17 protein-coding genes are annotated in these 18,827 nt (G+C 64.2%); 12 read left to right on the forward strand and 5 right to left on the reverse strand.

From position 1 onward, the window contains the following. Nucleotides 1-10: 10 nt before the first annotated feature. The 3 genes from AC13C7_RS18245 (at nucleotide 11) to AC13C7_RS18255 (ending at nucleotide 2,467) form a co-directional block, all read left to right on the forward strand. On the forward strand, nucleotides 11-874 hold the full coding sequence (locus tag AC13C7_RS18245) for a DUF2189 domain-containing protein (RefSeq protein ID WP_172320083.1): 864 nt from the start codon (nucleotides 11-13) through the stop codon (nucleotides 872-874). Between the two features lie 137 nt (nucleotides 875-1,011). After that, nucleotides 1,012-1,566 carry a DUF1643 domain-containing protein gene (locus tag AC13C7_RS18250; RefSeq protein ID WP_482868307.1) on the forward strand — a complete coding sequence of 185 codons (555 nt, stop codon included), beginning with the start codon at nucleotides 1,012-1,014 and terminating at the stop codon, nucleotides 1,564-1,566. Between the two features lies 1 nt (nucleotide 1,567). Then, nucleotides 1,568-2,467, forward strand: coding sequence for an alpha/beta fold hydrolase (locus AC13C7_RS18255; RefSeq protein WP_446122244.1), 900 nt, complete (start codon nucleotides 1,568-1,570; stop codon nucleotides 2,465-2,467). A 188-nt stretch (nucleotides 2,468-2,655) separates the two neighbouring features. On the opposite strand, the gene AC13C7_RS18260 is transcribed toward AC13C7_RS18255, so the two are convergent. Next, nucleotides 2,656-4,401: a calcium-binding protein gene (locus AC13C7_RS18260; protein ID WP_482868308.1), complete on the reverse strand. Its 1,746-nt coding sequence runs from the start codon at nucleotides 4,399-4,401 to the stop codon at nucleotides 2,656-2,658. Between the two features lie 383 nt (nucleotides 4,402-4,784). Here AC13C7_RS18260 and rpsO point away from each other — a divergent pair, with 383 nt between their 5' ends. After that, a complete protein-coding gene (gene rpsO / locus AC13C7_RS18265) occupies nucleotides 4,785-5,054 on the forward strand; it encodes a 30S ribosomal protein S15 (protein WP_172320079.1) in 270 nt (89 codons plus the stop codon). Between the two features lie 73 nt (nucleotides 5,055-5,127). Here rpsO and AC13C7_RS18270 read toward each other — a convergent pair whose 3' ends face one another. Continuing rightward, nucleotides 5,128-5,604: an Lrp/AsnC ligand binding domain-containing protein gene (locus AC13C7_RS18270; RefSeq protein ID WP_172320078.1), complete on the reverse strand. Its 477-nt coding sequence runs from the start codon at nucleotides 5,602-5,604 to the stop codon at nucleotides 5,128-5,130. 223 nt (nucleotides 5,605-5,827) lie between these two features. Here AC13C7_RS18270 and AC13C7_RS18275 point away from each other — a divergent pair, with 223 nt between their 5' ends. The 3 genes from AC13C7_RS18275 to AC13C7_RS18285 all read left to right on the forward strand — a co-directional run bounded on the left by AC13C7_RS18275 (nucleotide 5,828) and on the right by AC13C7_RS18285 (nucleotide 8,705). After that, nucleotides 5,828-6,265 carry a universal stress protein gene (locus AC13C7_RS18275; protein ID WP_172320077.1) on the forward strand — a complete coding sequence of 146 codons (438 nt, stop codon included), beginning with the start codon at nucleotides 5,828-5,830 and terminating at the stop codon, nucleotides 6,263-6,265. Nucleotides 6,266-6,279: 14 nt separating this feature from the next. Next, nucleotides 6,280-7,833, forward strand: coding sequence for an alanine/glycine:cation symporter family protein (locus AC13C7_RS18280; protein ID WP_446122241.1), 1,554 nt, complete (start codon nucleotides 6,280-6,282; stop codon nucleotides 7,831-7,833). A 134-nt stretch (nucleotides 7,834-7,967) separates the two neighbouring features. Next, the gene (locus tag AC13C7_RS18285; RefSeq protein WP_172320075.1) at nucleotides 7,968-8,705 is read left to right on the forward strand and encodes a sterol desaturase family protein; all 738 of its coding nucleotides are present in this window, start codon (nucleotides 7,968-7,970) and stop codon (nucleotides 8,703-8,705) included. A 4-nt stretch (nucleotides 8,706-8,709) separates the two neighbouring features. Here AC13C7_RS18285 and AC13C7_RS18290 read toward each other — a convergent pair whose 3' ends face one another. Then, entirely contained in the window at nucleotides 8,710-9,663 is a 954-nt protein-coding gene (locus AC13C7_RS18290) for an asparaginase (RefSeq protein WP_482868309.1), read from the reverse strand. Between the two features lie 234 nt (nucleotides 9,664-9,897). On the opposite strand from AC13C7_RS18290, the gene pnp reads away from it, so the two are divergent. Continuing rightward, entirely contained in the window at nucleotides 9,898-12,027 is a 2,130-nt protein-coding gene (pnp, locus tag AC13C7_RS18295) for a polyribonucleotide nucleotidyltransferase (RefSeq protein ID WP_172320073.1), read from the forward strand. A gap of 133 nt (nucleotides 12,028-12,160) precedes the next feature. Here pnp and AC13C7_RS18300 read toward each other — a convergent pair whose 3' ends face one another. Next, nucleotides 12,161-13,576, reverse strand: coding sequence for an NCS1 family nucleobase:cation symporter-1 (locus AC13C7_RS18300; RefSeq protein ID WP_172320072.1), 1,416 nt, complete (start codon nucleotides 13,574-13,576; stop codon nucleotides 12,161-12,163). Between the two features lie 188 nt (nucleotides 13,577-13,764). Here AC13C7_RS18300 and AC13C7_RS18305 point away from each other — a divergent pair, with 188 nt between their 5' ends. Beyond that, nucleotides 13,765-14,445 carry a GntR family transcriptional regulator gene (locus AC13C7_RS18305; RefSeq protein WP_446122237.1) on the forward strand — a complete coding sequence of 227 codons (681 nt, stop codon included), beginning with the start codon at nucleotides 13,765-13,767 and terminating at the stop codon, nucleotides 14,443-14,445. 18 nt (nucleotides 14,446-14,463) lie between these two features. Here AC13C7_RS18305 and AC13C7_RS18310 read toward each other — a convergent pair whose 3' ends face one another. After that, nucleotides 14,464-14,661, reverse strand: a complete 198-nt coding sequence (locus AC13C7_RS18310; protein WP_482868310.1) for a hypothetical protein — start codon at nucleotides 14,659-14,661, stop codon at nucleotides 14,464-14,466. Here AC13C7_RS18310 and AC13C7_RS18315 point away from each other — a divergent pair. From AC13C7_RS18315 to AC13C7_RS18325, 3 genes are all read left to right on the forward strand, one after another. Beyond that, nucleotides 14,660-15,628, forward strand: coding sequence for a TAXI family TRAP transporter solute-binding subunit (locus AC13C7_RS18315; RefSeq protein WP_446169504.1), 969 nt, complete (start codon nucleotides 14,660-14,662; stop codon nucleotides 15,626-15,628). The genes AC13C7_RS18310 and AC13C7_RS18315 overlap by 2 nt on opposite strands. Before the next feature lie 116 nt (nucleotides 15,629-15,744). After that, on the forward strand, nucleotides 15,745-18,381 hold the full coding sequence (locus AC13C7_RS18320; RefSeq protein WP_482868311.1) for a TRAP transporter permease: 2,637 nt from the start codon (nucleotides 15,745-15,747) through the stop codon (nucleotides 18,379-18,381). A gap of 12 nt (nucleotides 18,382-18,393) precedes the next feature. Then, complete coding sequence (locus AC13C7_RS18325; RefSeq protein ID WP_172320068.1) at nucleotides 18,394-18,825, forward strand: universal stress protein; 432 nt, start codon at nucleotides 18,394-18,396, stop codon at nucleotides 18,823-18,825. Nucleotides 18,826-18,827: the final 2 nt, after the last annotated feature.

Here is an 18,827-nt window from a genome sequence, read left to right on the forward strand (position 1 = left end):
GGAGGGTAGTATGGCCAAGACCAGAACAATCGGAAATCCACTGTCATGGAGCGCGCAATCGCTCGGGCGGACCGGCACGCACCTGGCCGACATGGTTGGGCATGTGCGCAGCGACCGGGCCGATACGCCGCCCAAGGTGCAGCAGATCGGGATGCAGGATATCCGCGATGCGCTGCGCGCCGGCATGGACGATTTCGCGGTGTTCCGCTCGGATGTGATGTTCCTGTGCCTGTTCTATCCCGTCATTGGCCTGGCCCTGGTCTGGGCCGCCTTCAACGCCGCCCTTGCGCCCTTCGTCTTTCCGCTGATGGCGGGGTTTGCCCTGCTCGGGCCGGTGGCGGCGATCGGGCTCTATGAATTGAGCCGCCGCCGCGAGATGGGCGCGCCCGCGTCCTGGGGCGATGCGGCGCACCTCTTCAGCGCGCCATCGGTCGGGGCCATGGTGCTGTTGGGGCTTGTGCTGCTGACGCTGTTCCTGGGCTGGATGGGGGCCGCTTTTGTGGTCTACCTGGCCACGATGGGGCCGGAGATGCCCGCCTCGGCCAGCGCCTTCATCGGCGATGTCTTCGGCACCGGGGCGGGGTGGATGATGATGCTGATCGGGATTCCGGTGGGGGCCGCGTTTGCCGCCGTGGTTCTGGCCATCAGCATCGTGTCCTTTCCGCTGCTTCTTGATCGCAATGTGGGTCTGCCGCGGGCGGTCGCCACCTCGTGGCAGGTCACGCGGGAGAACCCGAAGACCGTGGCCGCCTGGGGCCTGATCGTGGCCGTGGGGCTGGTGCTTGGCTCGATCCCCGCCTTCCTGGGGCTGATCCTGGTGATGCCGGTTCTGGGCCACGCGACATGGCACCTCTACCGCCGCGCGGTGGCGTGACGCACGTCTCGGAATTCATCTGAGACTGCAAATCGCTGAACGCGGTGAAATCCCTGATTTCAGGCAGCGTTCAGGGATACGAGCTATTCCGAGAGTGCCGGGTTGCGCTTCGGCCTGCCCTGCCTGACAAGCGGGGCATGATCACGAAGGCGTTCCAGAAAGGCGATGCGGCCAGCGAGGCGGTCTATTCCGACTGCCTGGCCTATCGCTATTCCCTGACGCGGGTCTGGGACCCGGCTGGCCCGCGCCTGCTTTACATCATGCTGAACCCCTCCAGGGCGACCGAGCGCCAGAACGACCCCACGGTCGAGCGTTGCGAGCGGCGGGCGCGGGTTCTGGGCTATGGCGCGATGCGGGTGATGAACATCTTCGCCTGGCGCGAGACCGACCCCAGGCAGCTGCGCCGCGCCGCCGACCCGGTGGGGGCGGGCAATGACGCGTTGCTGCTGGAGGGCGTGGCCTGGGCCGATACCGTCATCGCCGGGTGGGGCGTGCATGGCGAGCATCTGGGCCGGGGGGCCGCGGTGGCGGCGCTCCTGCGCGGGGCGGGGCGCGAAGTGCGGTGCCTGGGGCTGAGCAAGGCGGGCCATCCGCGCCACCCGCTCTACATCGCCTATGCGACGCAGCCGGTCGTCTGGGCGATTGACGAGGCGGGGGAGGGGCGGCAAGCTGCGGCCAAGAAAGGGGCCTGACATGTCCGCAATTCCCGGCTTTTCGCAAAGCCTGATCGAGGTGGGCGATGTCTGCCTGTCGGTGCATCAGGGCGGTGAGGGCGCGCCCCTGATCCTGCTGCACGGCTTTCCGCAAAACCACATGGCCTGGGAGAAACTCGCCCCCGATCTGGCGAAGGACTTCCACTGCATCATCCCCGACCTGCGCGGCTATGGCGACAGCGACGCGCCCGCCGACGATGCCGATCACCACGTCTATTCCAAGCGCGCGATGGCGGGCGATATCGCCCGGTTGATGGATTTCCTGGGGCTGGAGCGGGCGCATGTGCTGGGCCATGACCGGGGCGCGCGGGTGGCCTATCGGCTGGCGCTGGATCATCCTGACAGGGTGGAGCGGCTTGGCATTATCGAAGTTGTGCCGACGGGCGATTTCTGGCGCGCCTGGGACGCGGACCTGGCCTTGAAGGCGTATCACTGGAGCTTTCTTGCACAACCCGCGCCGCTGCCGGAGCGGATGATCTGCGCCGACGGGCCGGGATTCATCGACTGGACATTGGCCAGCTGGACCCAGTGCCGTGGGCTGGAGCCGTTTTCCGAGGCGGCGTTGGCGGCCTATCGTGCGCAGGGGGCGGATCCGGTGCGGGTGGGCGCGATGTGCGCCGATTACCGCGCCGGGGCGACGATGGACCGGGCCCTGGACGAGGCCGACAGGCTGGCGGGCAACAAGATCGCCGCGCCTGTGTTGTTCCTCTGGGCCAGCGCCGGGTTCCCGGCCCGCACCGGTGACCCGCTGGCGATCTGGCAGGGCTGGTGCGCGGGTGAGGTGACGGGAAAGGAATTGCACTGCACCGGCCATTTCGCAATGGAGGAGGTGCCGGGCGCCGTGTTGGAGGCCGTGCTGCCGTTCTTTCAGGCGCGCTGACGGTCGGGCCGGGCGGGGGCAAATTCCAAAGCACTTTGCGTTTGACTAGCATCGAAAGACGCGGCCTCTCCCTGCGGTCGAACGCGGCTTTCGATGCGGTCTGGATCAGACAAAAACACAAAGTGCTGGATGTAAGGAATTTCGCCCGGGATCGAGGTCAGCGCGCCGATCCTGCCATGGCGCCCGTGTCAGGCGCTTTCGGCCGCGTCGTCAAGATCGAGGTCGCGCAGCAGGATCGAGGCGGGGTCCAGCCCCTGCGCGCCGGTCACGTGCAGCACGACCGTGCCGTCGACCACGATATCGGCCCCGGTGCCATCAGTGAAATCAACCACGGAGATGACAGGGTTGGGGGTGGCCGCAAGATCGACCGTGACCTGGATCTGGTCCTGGCTCGGGTCGAAATCGGTGACGTGCCCGGCCTCGGTATCGGATTCGACGAAGACTCCGGATTCGAAGGTATCGGAGCCCTCGCCACCCGTGGCAACGTCGTTCTCGCCGATCAGGATGTGATCGTCGCCCGCGCCGCCATCCAGCGTGTCGGCGACATCCTCGTCAAAGGGGCCGAATTCGGTATCGCCCGCCGCAAAGGTGCCGTCCAGCGTGTCATCGCCGTCGCCGCCCGCCATCTGGTCGGCCCCGAAGCCGCCGAGCAGGTAGTCATTGCCCGCGCCGCCCTCGACCGTGTCGTCGCCATCGCTGCCGAAGAGCAGGTCATTGCCGCTGTCGCCGGACATCGAATCGTCGCCGTCACCGCCATGCAGCAGGTCATAGCCCTGCCCGCCCGAAAGGGTGTCGTCGCCCTCATCGCCGTAAAGCTCATCATTGCCGTCGCCGCCCAGGACGGTATCGTCGCCCTCATTGCCATAGGCCGCGTCATTCTGGCTGCCGCCCGAGACGAGGTCATTGCCCGCCCCGCCAGTCAGCGCATCGGCGCCTTGCTGGCCGAAGAGTTCATCCATGCCGCTGCGCCCGCGCAGGATGTCGTCGCCGGTGCCGCCATTGAGCAGGTCGTCGCCGTCGAGCCCGTCGAGCGTGTCGTCGCCCGGACCGCCGGTCAGGGTGTCATCGCCGGGTGTGCCGATGAGGCTGTCGTCATCCGAGGTGCCGTCCAGCGTGTCATCGTCGGGCGTGCCCGCCGGGGTATCGTCGCCGGTCGTATCGGTGTCGGTATCGGTGTCGGTATCGCTGACGGATCGCAGCTGGATGTCGTCCATCGTCAGGGTGGTGATGCCCTGCAACTGCATGATCGGGGTGCCGCCGGACAGGATCGAGGTGGTCTGCGCGTCGTTATCGACCTCGAAGCTGATCTCGGGCGAGACGTCGCCATCGTGCCGGATCAGGATCGTGTCGGTGCCTTGCAGGAAATCGGTCACGATGGGCACGTCGCCACCATCGCGGTCGGTCTCGAACGTATCGGCCCCGTCGCCGCCCGTCGCCATGTCGCCCGCGCCCAGGATCAGCCAGTCATCGCCATCGCCGCCCTGCAGCGTATCGGCCCCGTCGCCGCCATCCAGCGTGTCGTCATCCGCGCCGCCGGACAGGAGGTCATCGCCTTGCCCGCCGAAGAGGGAATCGTCGCCCGCCTCGCCGGTCAGGATGTCATCGCCGTCGCCGCCATCCGTCGCGTCGTCGCCATCGCTGCCTTCAAAGACCATGCCGATGGGCGCGGGCGCAGGCAACGGATCGAGGGTGTCATCCTCGGGATCGCCGATGGTGGTGTCGTCGCTGTCGGTATCGTCGCTGTCGGCAATGTCGCTATCCGCATCGCCGAACAGGAAGTCGCCCAGATCGGTGATCTCGGGCTCACCGCCTTCGCCGGAGGTGGTGCCACCCGTGGGCGCGGCCCCCGCCTCCTCGCTGCTGTCATCCGAAAAAATCCCCTCGAGCATGAACCCGACGAGCATGAGAGCCAATACGCCACCCGCTGCCAACATGTGCTTTTCCTTGTTTCGATGACAGGCCCCGGGGGTTGAGCCTATACGCATCCGTTGCGGAAACCCTGCGCGCGGTGCCGGGTTTTTTGCCGACACAAGCAAGGTCATCCCAAGGAATTAATGTGGCGGCGTTTCCGACTGGTGAACGGTATCCAGTTTCGGCCCGGTCATTTTTCCGGCTTTCGTTTCAAACGGCAAGGATTGTGTAAACGATTGGTTAACGAACCGGGCAGGCGCGCGCGAAGTTCGGGCTTTCCTTTGCGCCTGACATCCCCTATACGCGCGCAGTCTGCCGGGGTTTTGCCTTGGCGGCACCTCTCCACGGGCCTTGCTGGACGACATCCCGGCCTGCGCCATTCACACCAACCCATAAGGAGACCCCGATGTCGATTACCGCCGAAGAAAAGACCCGGCTGATGAAGGAATTCGCAACCAAGGAAGGCGACACCGGATCGCCCGAGGTTCAGGTTGCCATCCTCACCAGCCGCATCACCACCCTGACCGAGCACTTCAAGACCCACAAGAAGGACAACCACGGCCGCCGTGGCCTTCTGAAGATGGTCGCGCAGCGCCGGAAGCTTCTGGATTACACCAAGTCCAAGGACGAGGCGCGCTATCGCGACCTGATCCAGCGCCTGGGCATCCGCCGCTAGGTCGGGTCCGCCAGACAGCAGGAATATCGCCCCGCCACCGATCCCGGTCGCGGGGCTTTTTGCTGTCCGGGGCTCAGCCCTCCCGGCTCATGCGGATCAGGTCGCTTTCCTTGACGGTTTCCATGACCGCGAAGGAATGGGTTTGCATCACCCCCGGCAGCTTGCCGATCTTTTCGCCCAGAACCTCGCGGAAATGGGCGATGTCATGGGTCCGCACCTTCAGCATGTAGTCAAACTGCCCGGCGATCATCAGGCAGCTCTGCACTTCGGGGATGCTGCGCACGGCGGCGTTGAAATCGTCCAGCGCGCTGTCGCTGGTCCGGTTCAGGCTGATATGCACGATTGTCACGTGTTTCATATCGACCAGCGCGGGGTTCAGAACCGCGCGGTAGCGGCTGATCACGCCGGATTTCTCCAGCCGCCTGACGCGTTCCGAACAGGGGGTTTTCGACAGGTTGATGCGCTTGGCAAGCTCGACGATGGACAGGCGCCCGTTCTCCTGAAGCTCGTCCAGGATCTTGCGGTCGATAGCGTCCAAGCGTCTGGCCATTTGGTCATTTGTCCTGATTTCTTCCTGCAAAAAGGGAATAAACCCAAAAAAACTGGAAATAAAGGCCCAACTACTAGTGAAAAAGACTGATACTGAGAACGGGAGACGCGAACAATAATACTACCATTCCCCATGTCACGGTGTCGGCCTCTGCCCGCGGGTAAAGGGGTCTTTCCCGGCACCGACAGGTGACAGCGGGGGGAGCTACGGGAGAGTTGATATTATGTCCACGAAATTACTGATTGGCCTTGATGGCCACAGTTCCGGCGAAAGGGCGCTGGCCTATGGCGAGGAGATGGCCTGCCAGGTGGGGGGCTGTGAATTGCTGGTCGTCTATGTCATCGAATGGTCGCCCTATTCCTTCCAGACGGCCGAGGAGAATGCCCTGCGCCACAAGCGCCGCGAAGAGGAGATCGCGACCGCGATGGAACGGATCGTCACGCCTGCCGTGACACGCCTGACCGAGGCGGGCCTGTCGGCCAGCGGCATGGTGCGCCACGGCAATGTCGCCGACACATTGAACGCGATCGCGGTCGAGGAAGGGGCAACGCAGATCGTCGTCGCACGCTCGACCGAGGGCGGGTTCACGAAACGGATCTTCGGCAGCGCGACGGCGAACCTGGTGATGGAAGCCAGCGTGCCGGTCACGGTCGTCACGTGAGGGAGGGAAAACTCATGAAAACCTATCAGAAACTCGGCCTGCCCCTCGCGGCACTGGCCTCGACCGTCACGCCCGCGATGGCGCAGGAGGCGCTGAGCCTCGATGACCGCGTCAACGCGGCCTTCGCGACCTTCACCGGCCCCTTCGTCAGCCTGATCTTCGCGCCCTTTCCGGGCACGAATTTCCCCTGGATCGTCATGTGGCTGGTGGTCGCTGCGACAATCTTCACGTTCTATTTCGCCTTTGTGCAGCTGCGCTTTTTCAGCCATGCGATCGCGTTGGTCAAAGGCGACTACTCGGACCCCAACGATGCCGGTGAGGTCAGCCATTTCCAGGCGCTGGCAACGGCGCTGTCGGGAACCGTGGGCCTTGGCAACATCGCCGGTGTGGCGGTGGCCGTCGGCATCGGCGGACCGGGGGCCACGTTCTGGATGATCCTGGCGGGGCTTCTGGGCATGGCGTCCAAGTTCACCGAATGCACATTGGGCGTGAAATACCGCAACGAATACGAGGATGGCACCGTGTCGGGCGGTCCGATGTATTACATGTCCAAGGGCTTCAAGGAGTTGGGCCTGCCGGGCGGCAAGGTGCTGGCGGTGCTGTTCTCGATCTTCTGCATCCTCGGCGCGCTTGGCGGCGGCAACATGTTCCAGGCCAACCAGGCGCATGCGCAGATCTCGGGCATCGTGGGCGACTATCCCGGCTGGATTACCGGCGTGATCTTCGCGGCGGTGGTCTTTGCCGTCATCGTCGGCGGGATCAAGTCCATCGCCACTGTCACCGAAAAGGTGGTTCCCTTCATGGGCATCCTCTATGTCGGTGCGTCACTGGTCATCCTGGCGGTCAACTACAACCTGATCGGATGGGCGTTCGGCCAGATCTTCGCAGGCGCCTTCACCGGCCTGGGGGTCGCGGGCGGCTTTGTCGGCGCGCTGATCCAGGGTTTCAAGCGGGCGGCCTTCTCGAACGAGGCGGGCGTCGGTTCGGCGGCGATCGCCCACTCGGCGGTGCGCACGAACGAGCCGATCACCGAGGGCTTCGTGTCCCTGCTTGAGCCGCTGATCGACACGGTCGTGATCTGCACCATGACGGCGCTGGTGATCATCATCTCGCAGCAGTTGATCATCGACCAGGAGACTGGCAACTATGTCCTGAACGAGGCCGGCACGGCGATTGCCACGATCGGCGACACCTCGGGCGTGGCGCTGACTTCGGCGGCGTTCGGCTCGGCGATCAGCTGGTTCCCTTACGTCCTGGCCATCGCGGTGGTTCTCTTCGCCTTCTCGACCATGATCTCGTGGTCCTATTACGGGCTGAAGGCCTGGACCTACCTCTTTGGCGAGGGCCAGACCTCGGAGCTTGTGTTCAAGGTGATCTTCTGCATCTTCATCGTGATCGGCGCGGCAGCAAGCCTTGGCCCCGTGATCGACTTCTCGGATGCGGCGATCTTCGCGATGGCGGTGGTCAACATCACGGCGCTCTATTTCCTGATGCGGCTGGTGCGGGTCGAGCTGAAATCCTACAGCGCACGCCTGGCCTCGGGCGAGATCCGCAAGTTCGTGCACTGACCCTGCGCAAGACCTGAAATTGCGGGAGGCGGCCTGTCGGTCGCCTCCCGTTCCCGTTTCCGGTGACGTCGCGTTTTCCTTGCCCGGTGGCCCGCCAAGCCCCTAGCCTGCGCGCGGTAACCCGGAGGCCCGACATGATCCCCACCCTGCGCGTTCTCATCCATATGGGCAGTCTGCAACGCCTGCTGCCGTTCTGGATCGGCGGTCTTGTGACGCTGATCCTGGGGTTCAGCCCGCTGTTGCTGCTGGCCGTGGCCTACGGTGTGCTGATGCAGTTCTTCGTCGAATATGCCATGCACCGGTTCCTGCTGCACCGCGCGCCGCCGACCGAGCAGGGCGTGTTCAACGCGCTCTACCGCAGCCATATCGGCCATCACGAGTTTCCCGGCGATGCGGAGTTCTTCACCGGCGACGATCACTGGTATCCGGTCCGCTTCGGCCTGCTGTCGCTGGCGATCCACACGGTTATCCTGTGGCCGGCCCTCGGTCTTGGCGGCGCGCTGGTGTTCGGGGTGGTGGCGATCTTCTTCGGCTCGGTCAGCGCCTTCGCCTTCTATGAATACTGCCACACGCTGGCGCATCTGAACGTGCCCAAGGGCTGGTTCGGCACCCGCGTGACGCAAAGCCACCTGGCGCATCATTTCCAGGATCACGACGCGACCTATCACGTCAGCATCGGCATGGGCTGGATCGACCGGCTGTTCGGCACCGCCCATGACCGCGACACCGCCAAGGCGCGCTATGACCGCAAGACGATCCTGAGCATGGGGATGGACCCCGAGGATCTGCGGCTGGTGACGGCGCGCAAGGCTTACGGGCTGCCGAAGATCCCAGGCAACCGGCGCGGCCCGCCGACCGAGACCGGGGCCTGAGCGATCAGGTCGTCGGGCCGAACTCGCCGCAGAGGGGTGCCTCGACAAAGGCGCGTTGCGCGGCGAGGTCGGGGCAGGTCGCAAGGGCCAGCGCCAGCTTGGCGTAGGCCGCCTCCAGCGTCATGTCGCGCCCGTCGATGACGCCGTGGCGCAGCAGGATGGCCCCGGCCTCGTAGGTGCCGAGCGTGGTGCCCCCCTCCAGGGTCTGGCTGACCGCGACGACCGGGATGGCGCGCGCGGCGGCGGCCTCAAGCGCCCCGGCCAGCACCGGATCGTTCGGCACCGTGCCACTGCCATAACAGCGCAGCACGATCCCGTCGCAGACCTTCATGGCATGCTCGATCACCTGCATCGCGCAGCCCGGCGCGACCGGCAGCACGGCGATCGAGGCGCGCCCGAAGGCGTGGCGGATCAGCCTTGGCCCCGCCCGGCGCGGCATGCGCTCCGAGGGCCAGCCCGAGAACGCATCATGCGCCGCGCTGTGAACCTTGCGCGCCCGCGGCCCGCGCAAAAGCTGGCCCGCGAACTGGATCCAGACGCCCGGTTCGGCTTCGCCCGCGATCCGCAGGGCATCGGCCAGGTTCCTTTCGCCATCGCTGCCGGGTTGTTCCAGCGGCACCATCGCGCCGGTCAGGATCACCGGCTTGTCCAGCCCCTCCAGCGCCATGGCCAGCGCCGAGGCGGTGAAGGCCAGCGTGTCGGTGCCGTGGGTGATGACGAAACTGCCGTAATCGGCATGGTGCGCCGCGATCTCGGCGCTCTGCCGGTTCCAGTCCTCGGGCGTGGCATTGGCGCTGTCGATCAGCGGGTCCAGCCGCTTGAGGTCCACCGCGCCGCCCGCCTCCAGCCGGTCCAGCGCGCGTTCAACGAGACCGGTGGCGGGGTGCAGCCCCTCGGGCGAGGGGGCCATGCCGATGGTGCCGCCGGTGTGCAGCAGTAGGGTTCGGGGCGATGTCATGGGCTCTCTTCCTCCGGTCGGCAGGTCATGGGGATGGGTCAGATCACCCCGGAGCGCGTGAAACAAGAAGAGATCGCTTTCAAATTCGTCAAAACCAGTGTAAGGCCCCCCAATCTGAGACGTGACGCGATGGACCCCGGCGTCGCACGATAGGATTGGGGTCGGCGGCAATGGGGCCGCCATAGACACGGGGGACCCGGAAGGCCGGGAGCGCCCCCTGATAGGAAACGATACATGTTCAACGTGACAACGAAATCCATCCAGTGGGGCGAAGAGACGCTGACACTGGAAACCGGCAAGATTGCCCGTCAGGCCGATGGCTGCGTCATCGCCACCCTGGGCGAAACCAGCGTCATGGCCGCGGTGACCTTTGCCAAGCAGCCGAAACCGGGTCAGGACTTTTTCCCGCTGACGGTGCATTACCAGGAAAAATACTATGCCGCCGGCAAGGTGCCGGGCGGCTTCTTCAAGCGCGAGGCGCGTCCGACCGAGAAGGAGACGCTGACCGCGCGCCTGATCGACCGTCCGATCCGCCCGCTCTTCGTCCCCGGCTTCAAGAACGAAGTGCTGGTGATGTGCACGGTGCTGAGCCATGACCTGGTCAACGATCCCGACATGGTCGCGATGATCGCCGCCTCGGCCGCGCTGACCATTTCCGGCGCGCCCTTCATGGGTCCGATCGCGGGCTGCCGCGTGGGCTATGAGGATGGCGATTACGTCCTGAACCCGACCGTCGACGACATGCACGACCTGCGCAACAACCCCGATCAGCGTCTCGACCTGGTCGTCGCGGGCACCAAGAACGCCGTGATGATGGTCGAATCCGAGGCCTATGAGCTGACCGAAGAGGAAATGCTTGGCGCCGTGACCTTCGCGCATGAGCAGATCCAGCCGGTCATCGACCTGATCATCAGCCTCGCCGAAAGCGCCGCGAAAGAGCCGTTCGATTTCCAGCCCGCCGATTACTCGGAGCTTTACGAGGCCGTGAAAGCCGCCGGTGAGGACAAGGTCCGCGCCGCCTACGCGATCACCGACAAGCAGGAACGCACCACCGCCGTTTCCGACGCCAAAGCCGCGATCATCGAGAGCCTGAGCGCGGAGCAGCAGGAAGACCCGAACCTCGGGTCCGCGCTGAAAAAGCTGGAAGCCTCCGTCCTGCGCGGCGACGTCGTGAAAACCGGCAAGCGCATCGACGGCCGCGCGCTGGACACGGTCCGGCCCATCGTCTGCGAAACCGGCCTTCTGCCGCGCACGCATGGCTCGGCGCTGTTTACCCGTGGCGAGACGCAGGGCCTGGTCGTGACCACGCTTGGCACCGGCGACGATGAGCAGTTCATCGACGCGCTGCATGGCAACTTCAAATCCAACTTCCTGCTGCACTACAACTTCCCGCCCTATTCGGTCGGCGAAGCGGGTCGCGTCGGCCCTCCGGGTCGGCGTGAGATCGGCCACGGCAAACTGGCCTGGCGCGCGTTGCAGGCGGTTCTGCCCGCGGCGACGGATTTCCCCTATACCGTGCGTCTGGTGTCGGAAATCACCGAATCGAACGGCTCCTCCTCGATGGCGTCGGTCTGCGGCGGGTCGCTGTCGATGATGGATGCGGGCGTGCCGCTGAAATCGCCGGTTGCCGGCGTGGCGATGGGCCTGATCCTGGAAGAGGACGGTGACTATGCCGTTCTGACCGACATCCTGGGCGACGAGGATCACCTCGGCGACATGGATTTCAAGGTCGCGGGCACCGAGGCGGGCATCACGTCGCTCCAGATGGACATCAAGGTTGCGGGCATCACGCCCGAGATCATGTCCAAGGCGCTGGAACAGGCCAAGGCCGGACGTCTGCACATCCTGAACGAGATGGGCAAGGCCCTGACCGAGGCGGGTTCGTTCTCGGTCCATGCGCCGCGCATCGAGACCATGCAGATCCCCACCGACAAGATCCGTGAAGTGATCGGTTCGGGCGGCAAGGTGATCCGCGAGATCGTGGAAGTGTCGGGTGCCAAGGTCGACATCAACGATGACGGCATCATCAAGATCGCATCGCCCAATGGCGAGGCCATCCAGAAAGCCTATGACATGATCCATTCGATCGTGGCCGAGCCCGAGGAAGGCAAGATCTACAAGGGCAAGGTCGTGAAGATCGTCGATTTCGGCGCCTTCGTGAACTTCTTCGGCAAGCGCGACGGGCTGGTGCATGTCAGCCAGATCGAGAACCGCCGCCTGAACCACCCCTCGGACGTTCTGAAAGAGGGTCAGGAAGTGTGGGTCAAGCTGCTCGGCTTCGACGATCGCGGCAAGGTGCGCCTGGCGATGAAGATGGTCGACCAGGAGACCGGCGCGGAATTGGCCAAGGAAGACGCTGAGTAAGCGGTTTCGTCATGAGATTGAAAAGGCCCCGCGATTTCGCGGGGCCTTTTTGTTTCGTGTCCGGGTGTCCGAAAAAGCCACCCGACCTGACCAAATGGCTGCATGGTCAAGCCGGGTGCAGGACCGATGGTGTTCAGGCCGCGCGACCGCGCATGTAGTAGATCACGCCACCCAGGACGGCACCGATGACCCAGGCATAGCCGCTGAGTTGGGCAAGCGCCGGAACCCAGACGGTTGCGATGGAGAAGACCGCGGCGATGGCGAATGCGATCAGCGCGTTGTCGTTCCAGCCGTTGCGGTAGTGGTATTCGCCACCGTCCATGTTGTAGAGCGCATCGCGGTTCAACGACTGCTTGCGCAGCAGGTAGTAATCCACGATCAGGATGCCATAGAGCGGGGCCAGCGTGGCACCGAGCGTGTTGACGAAGCCGCTGATGCCGAAATTGCTGATGAAGGCCGTCCAGAGCCCGCCGATGACCAGGGCAAAGCCCGAGGTGATCAGGCCAGCGGCGCGGAAGCTGATTTTCGACGGTGCCAGGTTGGCGATGCCGTTCACGGCGGGGATGAAGTTGGCCACCAGGTTGATACCCACGGTCGCGGCGAAGAAGGTGATGGCCGCAATAACGCCGAGAAGGACGCTGTCGGTGCGATCGACGATCTCGGTCGGGTTGATGATCGCCTCGCCATAGACGACGGCGGCCCCCGCGGTGGTCAGCAGTGCCAGCGCCGAGAAGAGGATCATGTTCAGCGGCAGGCCGGCGAAATTGCCCTTGACCATCGTGCCCTTGTCACGGGCATAGCGTGAGAAGTCCGAGAAGTTGATCATCACGGCAGCGAAATAGGCGACCATCGTGCCGACAATGGCGATGAAGCCGTTGATCTCGGTGGTCCAGGTGGCGTCGGCGCTGACAAAGATGGTGCGCGCCTGGCTGAGCAGTTGACCGTCGGATTTGAACCAAAGCACGATCACGAGGCCGATCATGACGGCATAGACGAAGGGGCCGGCGATGTTGAGGAAGGTTTCGACCCAGTCCATACCGCGCCAGAAGATCAAGATGTGGAAGGCCCAGACGATCACGAAGGAGATCCAATCGACAGCGCTGAGGCCCAGGTATTCGGCCCCGCCGGTGGTGCCCGTGAGCGAGTGGATCAGGAGGGCAACGGCGGTGGAGGCGAAATAGACCTGCACCCCATACCAGAACACTGCGACCGTGGCCCTGAGGACCGAAGGCAGTTTGGCCCCGGCGGTGCCCATGCTGGCGCGTGCAAAGACCGGGTAGGGGATCCCGTATTTTTCGCCAGCGGCCCCCGAGAGGTTGACCATGAACATCACGAAAAGACTGGCGGTGATCAGGGCGGTGAAAGCCGTCCAGCCGCTGACGCCGAAGGAGATGAAGAGCGAGGCCACCAGCGAGTAGCCAAACAACGACTGGATGTCATTGGCCCAGACGTTGAAGATGGCGAACCAGCCCCAGGACTTCTCTTCTGCCGTGACCGGGTTCAGCGTGTCGCCGTCGCCCGGAGCGTGGTCCATGTGCGTGGTGGTCATTGTGTCTCCCTCCCTAGGAATGGTGCTCGCGGGGTGTTGCGGTGGATGACGCAACGAAAATCGCGGCCTGTCATTGTATCTAACATTTTAGCATTTATATTAGAAAAAATGATACATAAGGTTTTTAGACAAATCTTTCATAAAATATTTGAAGATCAGGCCCTGATTCTTCTCCGATACTGGACAGTATGAGCAGTGAGACCGACATGACCGCGAAAAGCCCGCCCAAGGATCTGATGATGGACCAGGCCTACAAGGCCCTGATTGCGCAACTGCGTGACGGGCGGTTGGCGAGCGGCAATTTCCTGTCCATGCCGATGCTGGTTGAGCGCCTGGAAATGCCGATTGCGGCAGTCCGCGAAGCGGTGAAGCGCGCCGAGGCGGCCGGGTTGGTCGATGTGATCCCCAAGCGCGGCGTGATGGTGATGGATGCCGGGCCGCAGATCACGCGCGAATGCCTGGAACTGCGCGCGATCTTCGATTGCGAGGGCGCGCGCAACCTGATCGAGGGTGGCTTTGACATGCCGCTGCACGAAATGCGCCAGATCCATGAAGCGTTGCGCGACCTTGCACGGGATCGGACGGTCACCGGCCTGTCGGCGCGCGCCATTGAGACCGACCTTTCGCTGCACGATATGCTCTCGGCGGGGATTGGCTCCAACCTTGCCGAACGGCTCTATGACGAAAACCGTGACCGGATTGCCGTGATCCAGAACAGTCGCCCGTTTCTGCCGGATCGGATCACTTCGGCCATGGAGGAGCATCTTGTGATCATCGCGGCCCTCGAGGCGCGCGACCTTGAGGCGACGACTGCCGCAATTCGCGCGCATCTGGCAAACACCCTGCGCTGGTGGGGTGTCGAGACCTGACGAACAGGTGTGATCCTGTCAGACGATTTCGGCGGCGGTGACGGGCTGGCGCATGAGTTTCAAATCGAAATCCGTCGCCTGAGCCATGGCTGGAAAATCCCTTCCGGCGCAATCCGGCGGGAACCGTTCCTCCCGCAACACTTGACTATCTTCCGGTCCTCGCCCCATCCTTGAGGCATCCATGCTCAAGGATGAAAAACTCAGGGAGACTATCATGAACAAGCATTTTGTTGGCGCGCTTGTCGCGGCCACGACGGTTTTCGGCGCTGGCGCTGTCGCCGCGCAGGACACTTTCATCGCCATCGGCACGGGTGGTGTGACCGGCGTCTATTACCCGACCGGCGGCGCGATCTGCCGGATGGTCAACCGCAACCGGGCCGAGCATGGCATCCGCTGCGGTGTGGAATCGACCGGCGGATCGGTCTTCAACATCAACGCCATTCGCGGCGGCGAGCTTGAGTTCGGCGTGGCGCAGTCCGACTGGCAGTATCACGCCTATAACGGCACCTCGCGGTTCGAGGAGCAGGGCGCGTTCGAAGACCTGCGGGCCGTCTTCTCGGTCCATCCCGAGCCCTTCACCGTTGTCGCGCGCGCCGATTCCGGCATCGAGAATTTCGAGGATCTGCGGGGGATGCGCGTCAATGTGGGCAATCCCGGTTCCGGTCAGCGCGGCACGATGGAAGTGCTGATGGCCGAGATGGGCTGGACCATGGATGACTTCGCCGTCGCCGCCGAGTTGCAGGCCGCCGAGCAGAGCCAGGCGCTGTGCGACAACAATATCGACGCGATGATCTACACCGTCGGCCACCCGTCCGGCTCGATCCAGGAGGCCACCACCGCCTGCGATTCCGTGCTGGTGAACGTGACCGGCGATGCGGTGAATACGCTGGTCGAGGAAAATCCCTTCTACCGTGTCGCCACCATTCCCGGCGGCATGTATCGCGGCAATGACGAGGACGTGACGACCTTCGGCGTCGGCGCGACCTTCGTGACTTCGGCCGATGTGCCCGAAGAGGTCGTCTATGAAGTGGTCAGCGCGGTGTTCGAGAATATCGACCAGTTCCGCGGCCTGCATCCCGCATTCGCCAACCTGGACCCGGCGGAAATGGCCAATGACGGCCTGTCGGCACCGCTGCATGCCGGGGCCGAGCGCTACTACCGCGAGGCTGGCCTGATCGAGTGACGCTCACGCCCCGGCGCCTTCCTGCCGGCACAAGATCCGGTCGGGCACCACCCACGGTGCCCGACCGCCAAAAATAACTGGCAGCCTTTCTTGGCACCACTCGGGGGAACAGCGCGATGACGGATCAAGACGGGCGCGAGGGGCGCCAATTCACCGACGAGGAATTGCAGGATCTGGTCGCCAGCACCGATAGCGGCGCGCGCGATCCATCCAATCGCAATATCGCGCTGCTGATCTCGGGCCTGGCGCTGGTCTGGTCGCTCTTTCAGCTCTGGATCGCGCAGCCGCAGCTCTGGTTCGCGCAATACCTGCCGGCGATGAACTCGACGCAGACGCGGCCCCTGCATCTCTTTTTCGCCATCGTCCTCGCGTTCCTGGCCTATCCGGCGCTCAAGCGCTCTCCGCGCCACTACATTCCCATCACCGACTGGATCCTGATCGCCATCGGTGGCTTTTGCACGTTCTACGTCTTCTGGTTCTCCGACGTTCTGGCGCTGACGGCCCGCTCGGGCCTGCCGACGCAGACGCAGGTGATCATCGGCGCGGTCGGTATTGTCGTCCTCCTGGAGGCCAGCCGCCGCGCGCTTGGCCCCGCGCTGACCATCGTCGGGGCTATCTTCCTGGCCTATGCCTATTTCGGGCAGGGCTGGCTGGTGCCCGACCTGATCGAGCATGAGGGCCTGTCCTTCACCGCGCTGATCAATGCGCAATGGCTGGATACGGGCGGCGTCTTCGGCATCCCGCTTGGGGTCTCCACCGCTTTCGTGTTCCTCTTCGTCCTTTTCGGCTCGCTGCTGGACAAGGCGGGGGCGGGCAATTACTTCATCCAGCTGGCCTTCGCGGGCCTCGGCCACCTGCGCGGCGGACCGGCCAAGGCCGCCGTCGTGGGAAGCGCGATGACCGGGCTGATCTCGGGCTCTTCCATCGCCAATGTCGTCACCACCGGCACCTTCACCATTCCGCTGATGAAGCGGGTGGGCTTCACCGCCGAGCAGGCGGGCTCGGTCGAGGTCGCCTCCTCGGTCAATGGTCAGATCATGCCGCCCGTCATGGGGGCCGCGGCATTCCTGATGGTGGAGTTCATCGGCATCTCCTACATCGAGGTCATCAAGCACGCCTTCATCCCCGCCGTGATCAGCTATATCGCGCTGGTCTATATCGTGCATCTGGAGGCCCTGAAAAAGGACATGCCCGCCCTGGGCGAGGCCAAGAGCTTCCTCGGCATGATCATCAAGGCGTTCATCGGATTTGCCGTCGCGGGCGTCGGCTTCACCGCGCTGATCTATGGCGTCGGCGCGCTGCGCGACACGCTGCCGGACCTGACCGGGCCGATCATGATGGTGGTGCTGCTAGCGGTCTATCTCTGGCTGGTCGCCATCGCCTCGCGCAAGCCCGACCTCGAGATGGACGACCCCAATTCCAAGGAGATCAAGCTGCCGCAGGTCAAGGACATCTATTCCACCGGCCTGCATTATATCCTGCCTATCGTGGTGCTGATCTGGTTCCTGATGGTGGAACGGCAAAGCCCCGCGCGCTCGGCCTTCTTCGCCACCGCGCTGATGATCGGGATCATCTTGACGCAGCGCCCGCTCAAGGCGCTCTTTCGGGGCGAGGGCGGCCAGATCGCGGCCGAGTTCAAGAACGGCTTCAACGATCTCATCGACGGTCTGATCGCGGGTGCGCGCAACATGATCGGCATCGGCGTCGCCACGGCGGCCGCCGGTATCATCGTGGCCACCGTCACCCGCACGCCCATCGGGACAGAGCTTGCCGGGCTGGTCGAACAGCTGTCCTTTGGCATCCTCTTCCTGATGCTGGTGCTGGTGGGGCTCTTCTCGCTGATCCTGGGCATGGGCCTGCCGACCACGGCGAATTATATCGTGGTCTCGTCGCTGATGGCCTCGGTCGTGGTGTCGCTGGGCGCGCAGGAGGGGTTGATCGTGCCGCTGATCGCCGCGCACCTCTTCGTGTTCTATTTCGGCATCATGGCGGATGTGACGCCCCCCGTGGGGCTGGCCAGTTTCGCCGCCGCCGCCGTGTCGGGGGGCGATCCGATCAAGACCGGTTTCACCGCCTTCTTCTATAGCCTGCGCACCGTCGCGCTGCCGTTCCTGTTCATCTACAACCCGACGCTGATCCTCTATGGCGTCGACCTGGGGACATGGGCCGGGATGGGGCAGGCGGTGTTCGTCTTCGTTGTCGCGACATTTGCGATGCTTCTCTTCGCCGCCGCCACGCAGGGCTATTTCCTGGCCCGATCGCGGATCTATGAAAGCGCCGCGCTGCTTCTGGTGGCCTTCACCCTCTTCGTGCCGAATGTCTGGCTGAACATGGTGCAGGATCCGTTCATCGAGGTGCCGCCCGCCCAGTTCGAGGAGGCGCTTGGCGCGGCGCCCGAGGGCGAGCGTATCCGCCTGCAGATCGCGGGGCCGGATTTCAACACCGGCGAGACGGCGGAAACCACGCTGGTGATCTTCGCCGAGGGCGGCGATACCGCGACGCGGATGTCGAATACCGGCCTTCTGCTGATCCCCGATGGCGATGCGATGCGGCTGGATGAGCCGATGTTCGGCACCGAAGCCGCCGAGGCGCTGGTCGATTTCGACTTCTACGCCGACGATCCGGTGCAACTCTCCGCCGTGCAGATGGCGCGCGACCGGCTGCCGGAGCAGGTCTTCTACCTGCCGGCGCTGCTGCTGCTCTTGATCGTGATCCTGCTGCAACGCCGCCGCCAGACCAAACCGGCCTTCTGAGGAGGATGCCCCATGTTCAAGACCGTTCTTCTGCCCATCGACCTGTCGAGTGATCAAAGCTGGTCGCGCGCGCTGCCCGCCGCGCTGATGCTGTGCGAGGCGGGGGGCGGTGTGCTGCATGTCACCACAGTGGTGCCCGATTTCGGCCTGTCCGTGGTCGGCAGCTATTTCGATGCGAGCTTCGAGGAAAACGCCCTGCACGATGTCGGCGAGGCCCTGACGGCCTGGGTCAAGGACAATGTCCCGGACGGCGTCGAGGTGCATCCCCATGTCCTGCATGGCCGGGTCTATGACCAGATCATCGAGGCGGCGAACCGGCTGAACGCGGACGCCATCGTCATGGGCTCGCACGCGCCGGAGCTCAGCGACTACCTGCTTGGCCCCAACGCCGCGCGGGTGGTGCGCCACGCCAGGCAATCCGTCTTCGTGGTTCGGGGGGATTAGGT

The organism is Alterinioella sp. B-7, from assembly GCF_056857775.1.